This is a genomic window from Streptomyces sannanensis, assembly GCF_039536205.1.
GTDB lineage: Bacteria > Actinomycetota > Actinomycetes > Streptomycetales > Streptomycetaceae > Streptomyces > Streptomyces sannanensis.
On the sequence record NZ_BAAAYL010000001.1, the window covers coordinates 2,070,485 to 2,083,377 of the forward strand.

Annotated in this window: 13 protein-coding genes, 1 other RNA gene and 1 pseudogene; 5 read left to right on the forward strand and 10 right to left on the reverse strand. The window is 71.2% G+C overall.

The genetic code is table 11. The annotated features are described in order from the left end of the window. Nucleotides 1–45 precede the first annotated feature (45 nt). Nucleotides 46–731: pseudogene (locus tag ABD858_RS09600) on the forward strand (SDR family oxidoreductase); the annotation flags it as partial. Nucleotides 732–880: 149 nt separating this feature from the next. Beyond that, on the forward strand, nt 881–1,729 hold the full coding sequence (locus ABD858_RS09605; RefSeq protein ID WP_345035837.1) for a PhzF family phenazine biosynthesis protein: 849 nt from the start codon (nt 881–883) through the stop codon (nt 1,727–1,729). Nucleotides 1,730–1,732: 3 nt separating this feature from the next. Here the strand turns inward: ABD858_RS09605 and ABD858_RS09610 are convergent, their stop codons facing one another. From ABD858_RS09610 to ABD858_RS09630, 5 genes are all read right to left on the reverse strand, one after another. After that, nucleotides 1,733–2,761: a hypothetical protein gene (locus ABD858_RS09610; RefSeq protein WP_345035838.1), complete on the reverse strand. Its 1,029-nt coding sequence runs from the start codon at nt 2,759–2,761 to the stop codon at nt 1,733–1,735. Nucleotides 2,762–2,855: 94 nt separating this feature from the next. Next, complete coding sequence (locus ABD858_RS09615; RefSeq protein ID WP_425586178.1) at nt 2,856–3,251, reverse strand: type II toxin-antitoxin system VapC family toxin; 396 nt, start codon at nt 3,249–3,251, stop codon at nt 2,856–2,858. Further along, nucleotides 3,248–3,538 (reverse strand): hypothetical protein, encoded by a 291-nt coding sequence (locus ABD858_RS09620; protein WP_345035840.1) that lies wholly within the window; start codon nt 3,536–3,538, stop codon nt 3,248–3,250. The genes ABD858_RS09615 and ABD858_RS09620 overlap by 4 nt, the downstream gene beginning before the upstream one ends. An 88-nt stretch (nt 3,539–3,626) precedes the next feature. After that, nucleotides 3,627–4,026: RNase P RNA component class A (rnpB, locus tag ABD858_RS09625), an RNA gene on the reverse strand. 40 nt (nt 4,027–4,066) lie between these two features. Beyond that, entirely contained in the window at nt 4,067–4,645 is a 579-nt protein-coding gene (locus ABD858_RS09630) for a Uma2 family endonuclease (protein WP_345035841.1), read from the reverse strand. A gap of 165 nt (nt 4,646–4,810) precedes the next feature. On the opposite strand from ABD858_RS09630, the gene ABD858_RS09635 reads away from it, so the two are divergent. Then, on the forward strand, nt 4,811–5,554 hold the full coding sequence (locus ABD858_RS09635; protein ID WP_345035842.1) for a MerR family transcriptional regulator: 744 nt from the start codon (nt 4,811–4,813) through the stop codon (nt 5,552–5,554). Further along, nucleotides 5,551–6,330 (forward strand): hypothetical protein, encoded by a 780-nt coding sequence (locus ABD858_RS09640; protein WP_345035843.1) that lies wholly within the window; start codon nt 5,551–5,553, stop codon nt 6,328–6,330. The genes ABD858_RS09635 and ABD858_RS09640 overlap by 4 nt, the downstream gene beginning before the upstream one ends. Here the strand turns inward: ABD858_RS09640 and ABD858_RS09645 are convergent. Next, entirely contained in the window at nt 6,317–7,759 is a 1,443-nt protein-coding gene (locus tag ABD858_RS09645) for an RNB domain-containing ribonuclease (protein ID WP_345035844.1), read from the reverse strand. The genes ABD858_RS09640 and ABD858_RS09645 overlap by 14 nt on opposite strands. 106 nt (nt 7,760–7,865) lie before the next feature. Here ABD858_RS09645 and yaaA point away from each other — a divergent pair, with 106 nt between their 5' ends. Further along, nucleotides 7,866–8,666 carry a peroxide stress protein YaaA gene (yaaA, locus tag ABD858_RS09650; protein ID WP_345035845.1) on the forward strand — a complete coding sequence of 267 codons (801 nt, stop codon included), beginning with the start codon at nt 7,866–7,868 and terminating at the stop codon, nt 8,664–8,666. Between the two features lie 477 nt (nt 8,667–9,143). Here the strand turns inward: yaaA and ABD858_RS09655 are convergent, their stop codons facing one another. The 4 genes from ABD858_RS09655 to ABD858_RS09670 form a co-directional block, all read right to left on the reverse strand. Further along, nucleotides 9,144–10,418, reverse strand: coding sequence for a bifunctional RNase H/acid phosphatase (locus ABD858_RS09655; protein ID WP_345035847.1), 1,275 nt, complete (start codon nt 10,416–10,418; stop codon nt 9,144–9,146). Beyond that, complete coding sequence (locus ABD858_RS09660) at nt 10,418–11,161, reverse strand: zinc ribbon domain-containing protein (RefSeq protein ID WP_345044393.1); 744 nt, start codon at nt 11,159–11,161, stop codon at nt 10,418–10,420. Before ABD858_RS09660 ends, ABD858_RS09655 begins: the two co-directional genes overlap by 1 nt. Continuing rightward, nucleotides 11,158–12,081, reverse strand: a complete 924-nt coding sequence (locus ABD858_RS09665) for a Nif3-like dinuclear metal center hexameric protein (protein WP_345035848.1) — start codon at nt 12,079–12,081, stop codon at nt 11,158–11,160. Before ABD858_RS09665 ends, ABD858_RS09660 begins: the two co-directional genes overlap by 4 nt. 91 nt (nt 12,082–12,172) lie before the next feature. Next, the gene (locus ABD858_RS09670; RefSeq protein WP_345035849.1) at nt 12,173–12,712 is read right to left on the reverse strand and encodes a hypothetical protein; all 540 of its coding nucleotides are present in this window, start codon (nt 12,710–12,712) and stop codon (nt 12,173–12,175) included. Between the last annotated feature and the right edge of the window lie 181 nt (nt 12,713–12,893).

Consider the following 12,893-nt stretch of genomic DNA (forward strand, 5'->3'; position numbering starts at 1 on the left):
GACGGATGAGATCTGGGTGCTCGCGCTCCCATACGCCGCGGCCCCATGAACGACGCTCAGCGGAAGATCGCGGTGGTGACCGGCGCGGGCTCCGGCATCGGCCCGTCCGTCGCCCTCGCCCTGGCCGGGGCGGGCTGGTCGGTGGCGCTCGCCGGACGGCGTACCGAAGCCCTGGAGGAGACGGCTTCTCTGGCGTCTTCTGCGGCGCCGGGCGCGGATGCGCTGTGCGTACGCGCCGATGTGACGTCCCCCGACGAGGTCACGGCACTCTTCGCGGCAGTGCGTGACCGGTGGGGGCGCGTCGACCTGCTCTTCGACCACGCGGGCACCTTCGGCCCGGCGCGGTGCCGGTGGAGGACCTCCCGTACGAGGCGTGGCGCGCGGTGGTCGACGTGAACCTCAACGGGGCGTTCCTGTGCGCGCAGGCCGCGTTCCGCCAGATGGAGGAACAGGACCCGCGGGGCGGGCGCATCATCAACAACGGTTCGATCTCCGCGCATGTGCCGCGGCCGCTGTCGGTCGCGTACACCGCGACCAAGCATGCGATCACGGGGCTCACCAAGTCCCTCTCCCTGGACGGCCGTCCGTACCGTATCGCCTGCGGGCAGATCGACATCGGCAACGCGGCGACGGAGATGACTGAACGCATGCAGACGGGCGTCCTCCAGGCGGACGGCCGCCTCGCGGTCGAGCCGGCGATGGACGCGGCGGACGTGGCGCGGACGGTGGTCCGACGACGATGCCGTACATCGGACGGGGTTGACGCCCTCCGCCCAGGTCGGCCCGGAGGCACCGCTGGGGGCACCCCCTGCGTGCCCACTCGACCGCTGCCCGGTTGCGGGCCCGGAATAGCCCGGCGTCGACAGGGGTTGAGCCCCGCATGACCGACGTGCTGCGTTACACCGCCTTCTCGTCCGATCCGAAGGGCGGCAACCCCGCCGGAGTCGTCCTGGACGCTTCCGGACTGGACGACGAGGCGATGCTGGGCATCGCCGCCGAGCTCGGCTACAGCGAAACGGCGTTCCTCACGGAGCGGACCGGCGAACATGGTTACGTCATCCGGTACTTCAGCCCGAAAGCCGAGGTGCCCTTCTGCGGGCACGCCACCGTCGCCACGGCCATCGCACTGGCCGAGCGCAACGGCCCCGGTGATCTGATCTTCACGACGCCCGCCGGAACTGTTCCGGTGACCGTCACCGAGGAGGGCGGCACCCTGCGGGCCACCCTCACCAGCGTCGAGCCGCAGGTCGAGAAGGCCGAGGAGGCCGACGTCGCCGAGGCCCTGGCCGCCCTCGGCTGGCCGGCCGCCGACCTCGACCCCACGCTGCCGCCCCGGATCGCCTACGCGGGCGCCCGTCATCTGGTCCTCGGCGCCGCGACCCGAGCCCGGCTGGCAGATCTCTCCTACGACTTCGACCGGCTCACCGCCCTCATGCACCGGCTCGACCTGACCACGCTCCAGCTCGTCCGGCGCGAGTCGGACGATGTCTTCCATGTCCGCGACCCGTTCCCGGTGGGCGGGGTCGTCGAGGACCCGGCGACGGGCGCGGCGGCCGCCGCCTTCGGCGCGTACGCACGTGAACTGGGCCTCGTCCCCGAGGAGTCGGTGCTCACCCTCCACCAGGGCGAGGACATGGGCCGCCCGGGCATACTGACCGTGGAGCTGCGCACGGGCGACCCCCGGGTCCGCGTCAGCGGCGCGGGTACGCGCATCCCGGACGGGGACTGACCGTCAGGCGCCCATCACCTTGGCCTCGGAGATCCGCGTGAACCACTGCACGGTCTCCTGCTCGCCGAGTACGCGCTCCAGCGTCAGGTCGCCGGGCATGTTCGGGAAGAACCTTCCCGCGTCCCAGTGCCTCCGGTACGGCGGCGGGTCCAGGACCAGCAGCCGGGCGCCGTCGACCAGTGGGATGTCCGACGGGTTGCCCTCGTTCCAGATCCATTCGCCGTCCGGGGCGACCAGGTTGAAGGACCCGACGGTCGGGGCCTGCCCCTCGGTATCCCGGCAGACGGCGACGGCCTCCGCCGAAGGCGCATCGCCGGCCACATGCCCGCCGCCGATCAGCGCGGCGGCAAGCAGTGTGTGCAGCTGAAAGTTGTCGCCGATGCCGCTCATCCGCAGCAGATAGCCCGTGCGGCTCTCCCTGTGCAGGACCACCAGTGGCTCGTCGTCCCGTACCCGGAGGGCGTACGACAGGCACTTGAACCGGAAGGGCTCGTCCGAAGCCCGGGCAACCCGGTCGACCAACTCCGCCAGGTCCCGTTGCTCGCCCAGCTGCTGTCGTACGTTCCGGTGCGACAGCATGGCGACGCCGGCCATCTCCCACTGCGGCAGCGTCCACCAGCCGTTCGCCGCCTCGAAGCCGACCCGCTCGACGACGTCCTCCGCCGGATCGCCCTGGTCGGGTTCGGGCAACTCCCCTCCCCCGCCGGCCGCCCAGCGCTCGCAGAAGACCTCCGCCTGGCGGAAGGCACCGAGGGCCCCCGCGAACACCCCCGGCGCGCAGGCCACCGGATCGGCGCCGCGCTCGACGCATGCCCCCACGATGACGGCCACCACCCCGCGCGGCCCGGGCGGCACCTCCCCGAGAACCGCCGCGAGCCGGGGCCCCGCATCCCGGAACTCCTCGTCCCCGGCCTTGTCGATGGCGCGGCACATCGCGTCGAAAGCATGTTCCGAGCCCTCTGCGTCACGGTTGCGCACGGCGTCCTCGAAGTCCGTGGCTGCGTTCACGAACCTGTTGCGTCGAAATATCATCCGCGCAGGCTACCGAGGGCCGCTGACATCGCGGGATCACCCCGCACCCAGGTACAGCCGACAGGTTCCGGTCTACGGCGAACCCCGCTGCGGCTCAGACCTTGACGACGGTCACATGTCTGCCACAGAGCATCACCATGTCCTCGGTGTCCGAGGTCAGTACGGTCACCGGTCCGGATGCGCGCAGAGCGGTGGCCGCGACCATGGAGTCGATGGCGTACTTGTGGCCTGACAGCCCCCCGGCGTCCCGGAGCAGCTCGACGGCATGGGTCGCGATCTCCTTCGTCACTGGTTCCACCACGAGCCGGGAGAGCACCCAGGACATGCGCGCCGCGTGTACTCCGTTCGGGTCTGCCTCGACCAGGGTCACCGCGCTGACGACAACCCTGACGTCCCGCTTGGCGGCAGCGGCCAGGAGTGCCGTCATCCCCCTGTCGGCCCGGAGATAAAGCGATAGGGCCTCACTGTCGAGCACCCATGTGCCACTCACGCCGCTGCCTCGGCCCTGCTGCCGGCGCCCTTGTCCGTGGGGCCGAACATCTTCTCTTCAGCGTCCCTGATCTCTTCATCGGTAAGAGGTCCGTGGAGCTCCTCATTCGCCGCGATCAGCTCAGCAAGATTGTCCCGTTCGATCTGACGCTGTATGGCTGCCTCGACATACCCCGAAATGCCGCGCCTGCCGACACGCGCACGCACGGCCTCGATGGTGCCCTGGTGAACCGATACCGACACGGACTTGGTGGGCCCCTCGCCGGGAGCGTACGCCTGAGTGGTCACGGACCGAATCTAGCAAAACTTCTATGAGACGGGGCGGGAATCGATCGACGCAGCTGTGATGTGGAAGGTGGCGTGGCCGGGCGGGAGGCAGACGAGTCGGGCTGTACGCCGGGTTCTGTCACCCGGTGACCTCGCGGTCGCCGGGGAGACGGCCATCCATCTAGGACCGACGTTGCCGCCGGCCTCGTGCGGTCTACCCGCGGACTCGGGCGGGCAGCCCTCGAACGTCCGCGCAGGACCGTCTTGCGACGGCCCCTCTTGACCTTGCTCCAGGTGGGGTTTACCTAGCCGCCTGGGTCACCCCAGGCGCTGGTGGTCTCTTACACCACCGTTTCACCCTTACCGAGGGCCGAGGCCCCCGGCGGTCTGCTTTCTGTGGCACTGTCCCGCGGGTCACCCCGGGTGGGCGTTACCCACCACCCTGCCCTGTGGAGCCCGGACGTTCCTCGGAGGGATCGGAATCCTCCCGCGGCCGTCCGCCCGGCTCGTCTGCCGTGGTGACCATGCTACCTGCCGTGCCGGGGTCGCTCAGACGAAGTCCGCGGTGTCGAGCTCGAAGCCGAACGGTTCCGGCAGGGGGAGCACCTTGCCGAAGTGGATCGAACGCCGCTGCAGGTAGTCGCCCTCCTCGGGCTCGCTGAAGAGCGTCAGGGACGACGCACCGCGGTCGACGAGCAGATAGAGGGGGACCTCGCCCCGTGCGTAGCAGCGGCGCTTGGTGTCACGGTCGGTGTCCGGGCGGGTGGAGGTCACCTCCACGACCAGAGCCACTCCGTCGCAGGGCATCCAGGAGTCGGCCCCGCGGAACAGTCGCAGCTCCGTGGGGGCGAAGGTGCCGTCGGGGATGACGTGGTCCTTTGGACAGTCGGGAGCGCCCTTCAGCTTCAGGCCCTTGTTTCCTGAGAAGTCCATCTCGGTGCGGGACTGCCTGATCACCTGCTTCATGATCAGGTTGATGTAGTCCTCGTGGTCCCCGTCCGGCGGCGGTGTCACAACGATCTCCCCCTCGATCAACTCGGCCCGGAAACCCTCCGGCGTGTCCAGCGCCAGGAAGCCCTCCAGCAGGACGTCCGCCTGCACAAGCGGTTCATGCGCCACAGCAGTCATGTCGCGCTCCTTCCTCGGTCGCTCGCCAGACTGGGACATCGAGACACCCGCCGTCCTTGAGTTGGAGCCGTCTTCCCTCGATCGTGGCACACGATCACGTACGGGCGCGGCAGACCGGAAAGCCTGTGTTGACCCTGCCGCAGCGTCACGGTTTCTACTGGCCCCATGCGTACCGGAGAACTCGCCGCGCTCGTCGGGGTGACCCCGCGGGCGGTACGGCACTACCACCACCTGGGGCTGCTGCCCGAGCCCGCGCGCCGGGCCAATGGGTATCGCGTGTACGGGATGCGGCACGCCGTGATCCTCTGCCGTATCCGCCGGCTGACCGAGCTCGGGCTCGGCCTGGACGAGGTGCGGGACGTGCTCGCCGACGATGCCGGGCGCGAACTCGTCGAGGTGCTCGGCGAACTGGATGCCGACCTGGCGCGGCAGGAGGCGGAGATCCGTGAGCGGCGGCGCCGGCTCGCCGGGCTGCTGGCGCAGGCCGAGGAGGGGCGGCTGCCCGCCGAGGGGCCGGTGTCGGCGGCGCTGGGAGAGCTGCTGAGCGAGCTGCCCGAGACCCGGTCGCCCTCGGCGGCGAAGGACCGCGCGTATCTGACGCTGCTCGACAACGGGCCGGCGGGCGAGGAGATCTTCGCGGCCCTCCGGCCCCTCGCGAGCGACAGCGGTGTACTCGCGCTGTACGAGCGCCTTGACGCGCTCGCCGACGCGAGCACCGACGACCCGAGGATCGAGCCGCTCGCCCGGGAACTGGTCGCGGCTGTCCCGGACGAGGTGCTGGCGTCGATCCCGGCGGACGGCCCCACCGTGCCGGGGGCGGCGGAGGCGCTGCTCGCCGACTTCGCCCCGGCGCAGGCCGAGGTCCTACGCCAAGTGATGGCGGCCTTACTGGAACGGGGGAAGCGATGAGGTTCGCGCTGCCGCTGATGGTCATCGGCGAAGTGGGACTGGTGATCTGTCTAATGGCCGGGGTGCCGGTGCCCGTGCCCCTGCTGGCCGGAGCCGAGGTTGTCGTGTTCGGCGCACTGACTGCGGAGGCCGTGGTCGTGTGGCGACGGTCGCGGGTGAGGGGATTCCGGGCGGCGGTCCGCTCGGTCATACCCGAGAAGGCGCGCCGTCTGGCCGCGCATGAACTGCGTTCGTTGCACAGCCTCGGACTGTGGGTGGCGCGACGGCAGCACGGGGTGCGGGACGGCGATCACTCCGTCGCGTACACCGGGCCGCAGACGGCCATGATGTACGGACTGGTCTTCGTGTCCCTGGTCGAGACGGTGGTGCTGGCCCTCGTCGTTCCGTGGCCGACGGTGCACCGGATTCTGCTGGTGCTGGATGCGTACGGGCTGTTGCTGGTGTTCGCGCTGCACGCGGCGTGCGTCACCCGTCCGCATGTGGTGGAGGCGGACGGTTCACTGCGGATCCGGTATGGCGCCATGGTCGACCTGCGCGTCGGCCCCGCCGACATCGCCGGTGTACGTGTCGAACGGCGCTACCCGGAGGGCAAGCTGGTCCAGCTCGGCCCGGACGGTGTGCTCGATCTCGCCGTGGGGAGCCAGACCACGGTGACCTTGGAGCTGAACCGGGCGGTGGAGTTCGTGCGCCCGCTCGGGGCGCGGTGCGAAGTGCGTACGGTCCGGTTCCACGCCGACGATCCGCGCGCGCTCGTCGCCGCCCTCACGCAGGCGTGAACACCGCCTTCTCCCGGCCCGGGTCGGCCCGGACGAGACGGACGGGCAGGCGTTCGCCCAGGGGAAGCGGGGCCGTTCCGCCCTCGATGCGGGCGATGACCGCGGGGTCCTCCAGGTGGACCTTACCGATCGTGGCGTCGTGCTCGTGGACGTCCACGACGCAGGCGTCGAAGACCTCGCCGATGTGGTCCTTGAGCAGGGCCGCCTCGACGATGTCGAGACATTCGCGTTCGACGGTGCCGGCGAGCCTGGCCCCGCGGGTCATCTCGTCGGGGAGGGTCGCGAATGCGGAACGTACCCACTCCGGAGGGTCCACCCCCGCCGACGCGGCGACGCACAGTTCGCCGGCATAGCGGTCGACGAGGCGGCGCAGCGGGGCGGTGCAGTGGGTGTAGACGTCGGCGACGGCGGCGTGGACCGAGGGCGTGGGGAGCACGCCGTTCTCGAAGACGGTGTAGCCGGCTCCGCGCAGCAGGGTGGTGCACTCCTGGAGGAAGGCGGCGTGCGCGGGCTTGTGCGGATCGAGGGAACGCACCAGGTCGGCGTACGAGACATGGTGCGGCCAGTCGATGCGGAGGGCGGTGGCGCAGTGCCGCAGCCGGGCGACGGCACCGTCCGGGGCACTGGGGAGCGTGCGGAGGATGCCGGTGCCCGCGGTGGTCATCAGTCGGGCCGCGGACATGCCGGTGAGCAGGGAGATCTGGGCGTTCCAGGCCTCGGCGGGCAGCGGGGCGCGGTACTCCAGGTCGTACGCGTGGTCGTGCTCGACGATCTCCTGCTCGGGGACGCTGAGCGATATGCCGCCGCGGGCGAGCTCCTGCTTCTCGCGCAGCAGACCGATGTCACGCAGCAGGGCGACGGACGCCTCGGCGGTTCCGTCGTCGATCTGCCGCTGGACGCCCGCGTAGTCGAGCCGGGCCCGGCTGCGGATCAGGGCCCTGCGTACGTCGACGGCGACGGCCGCGCCGTCCGTGTCGAGGTCGATGCGCCACAGCAGGGCCGGGCAGCTCTGTCCCGGCAGCAGGCTGGCGGCGCCCTCGGAGAGGGCCGGGGGGTGCAGCGGGATCTTCCCGTCCGGGAAATAGAGCGTGGTCACCCGGCGGTGCGCCTCGGCGTCGAGCGCCCCGCCGGGAGCGACGAAGGCGGCCACATCGGCGATGGCGTACTGCACGCGGTATCCGGCGCCGTTCCGGAGGGACAGGTGCATGGCCTGGTCGAGGTCGACGGAGCCGGGCGGGTCGACGGTGAAGAAGGGCACGTCGGTCGCGTCGTACGACGGCAGCGCCGGAGAGCGTGCGGCCCGGTCGGCCTCCTCGTGCACCTCGTGCGAGAAGGCTTGCGACACCTGGAGCCGGGCGCGCAGTTCGCGCAGGGCGGCCCGGAGGGGCGCCTCCGCTGCGCCGGTCACATGGAGATGACGGCGGGGCATGTTTCGAGCGTATGTGCCCATGGGGCGGGGGGCACTCCGGAGCACCGTACGCTGGCGCGGAGGGCCGCACCCCTCTTCTCGCGTACGTATTGAAGGAGAAACCACCGTGCTCGTGCTGTTGCCGCCCTCCGAAGGCAAGGCTGCCCCGGGTGGCGGGGCGCCGCTGAAGCCGGAGTCGCTGTCCCTTCCGGGCCTCGCCGAGGCACGGGCGGCGGTGCTGGACGAGCTGATCGAACTGTGCGCCGCCGACGAGGACAAGGCGCGCGAGGTGCTCGGGCTCAGTGAGGGGCTGCGCGGCGAGATCGCCAAGAACGCGGAGATGCGCACGGCGGGCACGCGGCCGGCCGGAGAGATCTACACCGGTGTCCTCTACGACGCGCTCGGCCTGGCAACCCTCGATGCCGCGGCCATGGCCCGTGCCGAGGCGTCCCTGCTCGTCTTCTCCGGCCTGTGGGGCGCGGTACGCATCACCGACCGCATCCCCTCCTACCGCTGCTCGATGGGCGTGAAGCTCCCGGGATTGGGTGCGCTGGGGGCGCACTGGCGTGCGCCGATGGCCTCGGTGATGCCCGAGGCGGCCGGGGACGGGCTGGTCCTCGACCTGCGATCCTCGGCGTACGGCTCCGCGTGGAAGCCCAAGGGCGAGCTCGCGGAGCGCACCGCGACGGTCCGTGTGCTCCACTCGCAGATGGTCGACGGGGTCGAGAAACGGTCTGTGGTCAGCCACTTCAACAAGGCGACGAAGGGCCGCCTGGTCCGTGACCTGCTCACCGCGGGCGCGAACCCTGCGGGGCCCGCGCAGCTGATGGAGACCCTGCGGGACCTCGGCTACGTGGTCGAAGGCGAGCCCCCGACCCGCGCGGGCAAGGCGTGGTCGCTGGACGTGGTGGTCATGGAAATCCACTGAGGCGCAACTCTGATGGCGCCGCCCGGTCGGCCAGAGTGTCCATCCTCAAACGTCGGACGGGCTGGAAGCTTGCCGCCCCACGCGAGGCGAGCCGGTGTGTCCGTCCTCAATCGCCGGACGGGCTTGTTCGGGTGCGGCCCGGTGGGCCGGTTGTGCCCAGACTTCGTCCGGGGGTACCCCCGTCGCCTGGGCACCTCCCAGCGGAAGGTGGGGGAGGAACGACTGTCCACAACCGGTGCGTGTAAAGGGGGCCGTGCAGGGGGTGCTGTCCGGGCCGTAAAACGTGATGTGTGACGCGCGAACGTGCCGGATGATCAAAACGGACCACGAGATCGCGCGGCGTAAATCATGCCCGGCCCGGACGGTATCCCCGGAGCGGCCACCGGCAACCGGCAGCAACCATCCAGCCCGTCCGGCGCTTGAGGACGGACACACCGGCCGCCTGGACGGAGCACGGCAAGCCCCCCGCACAAAGGCTCAGCGCAAGTGCGACGTATCGTTCAGCAGCCTCAGCGACGCGTTGCCGTCCGCGTAGTACGACACCGCCGAGAGCGAAGCCGCCGACAGTTCCATCCGGAACAGGGACTCCGGCGGGGCGCCCAGGGCCAGCCGGACCAGGGTTTTGATCGGCGTGACATGGGTGACCAGCAGCACCGTACGGCCGGCCGAGCGGGCGATCAGTCTGTCGCGGGTCGTCGCGACCCTGCGGGCGACCGTCGCAAAGCTCTCGCCGCCGCCCGTGGGGGCGGCCTTCGCGGAGGAGAGCCAGGCGTCGAGGTCGTCGGGGTAGTGCTCGCGCACCTCGGCGAAGGTGAGCCCCTCCCAGGCGCCGAAGTCCGTCTCACGCAGGCCGTCCTCGACGATGATGTCGAGCCCGAGGCGTACGGCGACGGCCTCTGCGGTCTGCCGGCACCGCTTCAGCGGTGAGGAGACGATCTCCTGGATCGTGCCGCGCGCGGCAAGCACCGCGGCGACCCGTTCGGCCTGGGCGAGGCCGGCCGCGGACAGTTCGGGGTCGCTGCCGCCGCTCCCGGAGAAGCGCTTCTCCGGGGTGAGGGCGGTCTCCCCGTGCCGGAGCAGCACGAAGGTGGCGGGCGCACCCAGGTCGGGTGGGGCCCACCCGGCGGCCGGGGTGGCGGCCGGAGCAGCAGTCGCCGTGCCGGCCCGTACCCCACGCGCAGCCGGCACCCCCGCACCGGCACCCGCGGCCGCGGCCTTGCGCCCCGCCAGCGCCTCGCGCGCCTTCGCCGCGCCGGCCGCCGCATCGCCGGGCGGGCCGGACGGGGGCGCCGGAGTCACGGCCCGCGCGGCCCGGACATCGGCGGAGGGTTCCCACTGCCGGCCGCGCTTGCCGGCGTCCATCGCCTCGTTGGCGAGCCGGTCGGCGCGCTTGTTCTCCTCGCGCGGGATCCACTCGTACGTGACCTGGCCGGGCGGGAAGACCCGCGCGGCCTCCGCCGCGAGCGGCTTCATGTCGGGGTGCTTGATCTTCCAGCGGCCGGACATCTGCTCGACGACGAGCTTGGAATCCATGCGGACGCGGACCTCCGCGTCCGGGTCGAGCTCGCGCGCCGCCCGCAGACCGGCCAGCAGACCGCGGTACTCGGCGACGTTGTTCGTGGCGATGCCGATGTACTCGGCCGCCTCGGCGAGGGTCTCACCGGTGACGGGGTCGAGGACGACCGTGCCGTAGCCGGCGGGTCCCGGGTTGCCCCGGGAGCCTCCGTCGGCTTCGACGACGAGACGACGCATCAGAGTCCCGAATCCGCCGTGCGGACCAGGATGCGGCCGCAGTTCTCGCACCGGACGACCTTGTCGGCCGCGGCGGCACGGATCTCGTTGAGCTCGATGATGTTCAGCTCCAGGCGGCAGCCCTCGCAGCGCCGCTGGTAGAGCTTGGCGGCGCCGATCCCGCCCTGCTGGGTGCGCAGCTTGTCGTACAGCTTGAGCAGGTCGGCGGGGACGGAGCCGGCGACGACCTCACGCTCCTTGGTCACGGTGGCGGCCTCACCGTCGATCTGCTCGAAGGCGGAGTCGCGGCGGGCGTTCGCGTCGTCGGCCTTGGCCTGCACGGCGGCGACGCGCCCGGTGAGTTCGGCGACGCGTTCCTGCGCGGACTCGCGGCGCTCCATGATCTCCAGGACGACGTCCTCGAGGTCGCCCTGGCGCTTGGCGAGGGAGACGATCTCGCGCTGGAGGTTCTCCAGGTCCTTGGGGGAGGTGATGTGGCCGGAGTCCAGGCGCTGCTGGTTGCGGACGGCGCGCTGGCGGACCTGGTCGACGTCCTGCTCGGCCTTGGTCTGCTCGCGGGCGGTGTCGCTCTCCTCGGTCTGCGCGGCGACGAGCAGGTCGCGCAGCTGCGTGAGGTCCTTGTTCAGCGACTCGATCTCGGCGTGCTCGGGCAGCGACTTCCGCTTGTGGGCGAGCTGCGTCAGGCGTACGTCGAAGGCCTGGACGTCGAGGAGTCGGATCTGGTCGGCGGGCGCGGCGTTCAGTTGGGGGCTCCAGAGGAATCGTCGGAATCAAGAGGTGCGCGCGCAGCGCTCCCTGGAAGGGTGGTGGCGGGCGACGGGAGGGAGGACGCCGCGTGGGCGGTCCAGGGGTCGGTGACCGTCTTGGAGACATGGACACGGAGGTCCCATCCATGACGGTCGGAGATTTCGTCGAGCTGGGCGGCGGCCTGCTCGCACCAGGGCCATTCGGTGGCCCAGTGGGCCGCGTCGACGAGGCCGAGCGGGCCGGGAGAAAGGGATGCAGCCTGCACCGCCTCCGACGCGGGGTGGTGGCGCAGGTCGGCGGTGAGGAAGGCGTCGACTCCGGCGGCCCGTACCTGGTCGAAGAGGCTGTCGCCGGAGCCGCCGCTGACGGCGACGGTACGGACGACGGTTTCGGGGTCTCCGGCGAGGCGGATGCCCTGCGCGGTGGCGGGCAGCCGGGCGGCGGCGCGGGCGGCGAACTCGCGGAGCGTCTGCGGATGGTCGAGTTCGCAGATCCGGCCGAGGCCGCGGCGGCCGTCCGGATCGGTGGGGTCCGGTACGAGCGGGCCGACGACGCGCAGGTCGAGGGCGCCGGCGAGGGCGTCGGAGACGCCGGGGTCGGCGGTGTCGGCGTTGGTGTGGGCGACGTGCAGCGCGATGTCGTTCTTGATCAGGGTGTGCACGACGCGGCCCTTGAAGGTGGAGGCCGCGACGGTGGTGGTGCCGCGCAGATAGAGCGGGTGGTGGGTGATCAGCAGATCGGCGCCGAGCTTCACCGCCTCGTCGGCGATCTCCTGCACGGGGTCGACGGCGAAGAGCACGCGGGAGACCTCCGCGTCCGGATCTCCGCAGACGGTGCCGACGGCGTCCCACTGTTCGGCCCGCGCGGGGGGCCAGAGGGCGTCGAGCGCGGCGAGAACTTCAGACAGACGGGGCACGGAGGAAAGGCTACCTGCCCTCCGTGCCCCTCTGTCGTGCCCTGTCCTGCCGTTACGTCCTCGGCGGACGCACGGTGCGGGCACGCCCTGCTCAGGTGCAGTACTTCTCGGTCGCCGCGGCGGCTCCGGCGTCCCAGCCCTTGTCGTAGCTCGGGGTCCGCGGCTCGATCATCTGCATCTTCTGCGCCTTGCAGTTCGCCTTGATCAGGTTGTAGCCGTCCCTGAAGCCCTCTGCGCGCTCGGCGTCGCTCTGCGCCAGCGCGCTCTTCGCCTTCTCGCACTTGATCGTGGTCTCGCCGTCCTCCGACACCACGTGGTACTGGCCCTCCGGCAGGACCGCCTGCGTGACGAAGGTACCCGCGTCGTCCGCGGTGACGCCTCCGGATGCCTGGACGTTCGAGGCGAAGGACAGCTTCGCGCCCTTGGTGAATCCCTCGCCCATGAGCGCGAACGTGGTAGCTCCCGCTGGGCCGGTCATCCGCTTCAGCGAACAGGACGGTGCTGCCGGAAGGGCGGAGGGGGCGGAGCCGTGGGCTCCTTCACTCAGTGCCTGTGCCCCGGCGGCCGGAACGAGTGCGACCGCCGCCGCGAACGGCGGGGCGAGGAGCGCGAGAAACCGCTTTCGGTTCATTTCCTTCTCCCTCTCGTGAGCAGGGATGAGCCTTCGGCTCTGGCGCTGCCACTGTCACCCAGGGCCCGTCACGGCAGCGTGACGCGGACGTGACGGGGCAGAGCCGAGAGGCCGCCGGCACACTCACCCCGGCCTCCTCAGGCGAAACCGGGGACGGCCACTCGTATGTGTGAAGGGAGAC

Bases quoted from the DNA above. Each gene is read 5' to 3' on its own strand.
- ABD858_RS09605 (WP_345035837.1), top strand. From the start codon at position 881: ATGACCGACGTGCTGCGTTACACCGCCTTCTCGTCCGATCCGAAGGGC.
- ABD858_RS09610 (WP_345035838.1), bottom strand. From the start codon at position 2,761: ATGATATTTCGACGCAACAGGTTCGTGAACGCAGCCACGGACTTCGAG.
- ABD858_RS09630 (WP_345035841.1), bottom strand. From the start codon at position 4,645: ATGACTGCTGTGGCGCATGAACCGCTTGTGCAGGCGGACGTCCTGCTG.
- ABD858_RS09635 (WP_345035842.1), top strand. From the start codon at position 4,811: ATGCGTACCGGAGAACTCGCCGCGCTCGTCGGGGTGACCCCGCGGGCG.
- ABD858_RS09640 (WP_345035843.1), top strand. From the start codon at position 5,551: ATGAGGTTCGCGCTGCCGCTGATGGTCATCGGCGAAGTGGGACTGGTG.
- ABD858_RS09645 (WP_345035844.1), bottom strand. From the start codon at position 7,759: ATGCCCCGCCGTCATCTCCATGTGACCGGCGCAGCGGAGGCGCCCCTC.
- ABD858_RS09655 (WP_345035847.1), bottom strand. From the start codon at position 10,418: ATGCGTCGTCTCGTCGTCGAAGCCGACGGAGGCTCCCGGGGCAACCCG.
- ABD858_RS09670 (WP_345035849.1), bottom strand. From the start codon at position 12,712: ATGAACCGAAAGCGGTTTCTCGCGCTCCTCGCCCCGCCGTTCGCGGCG.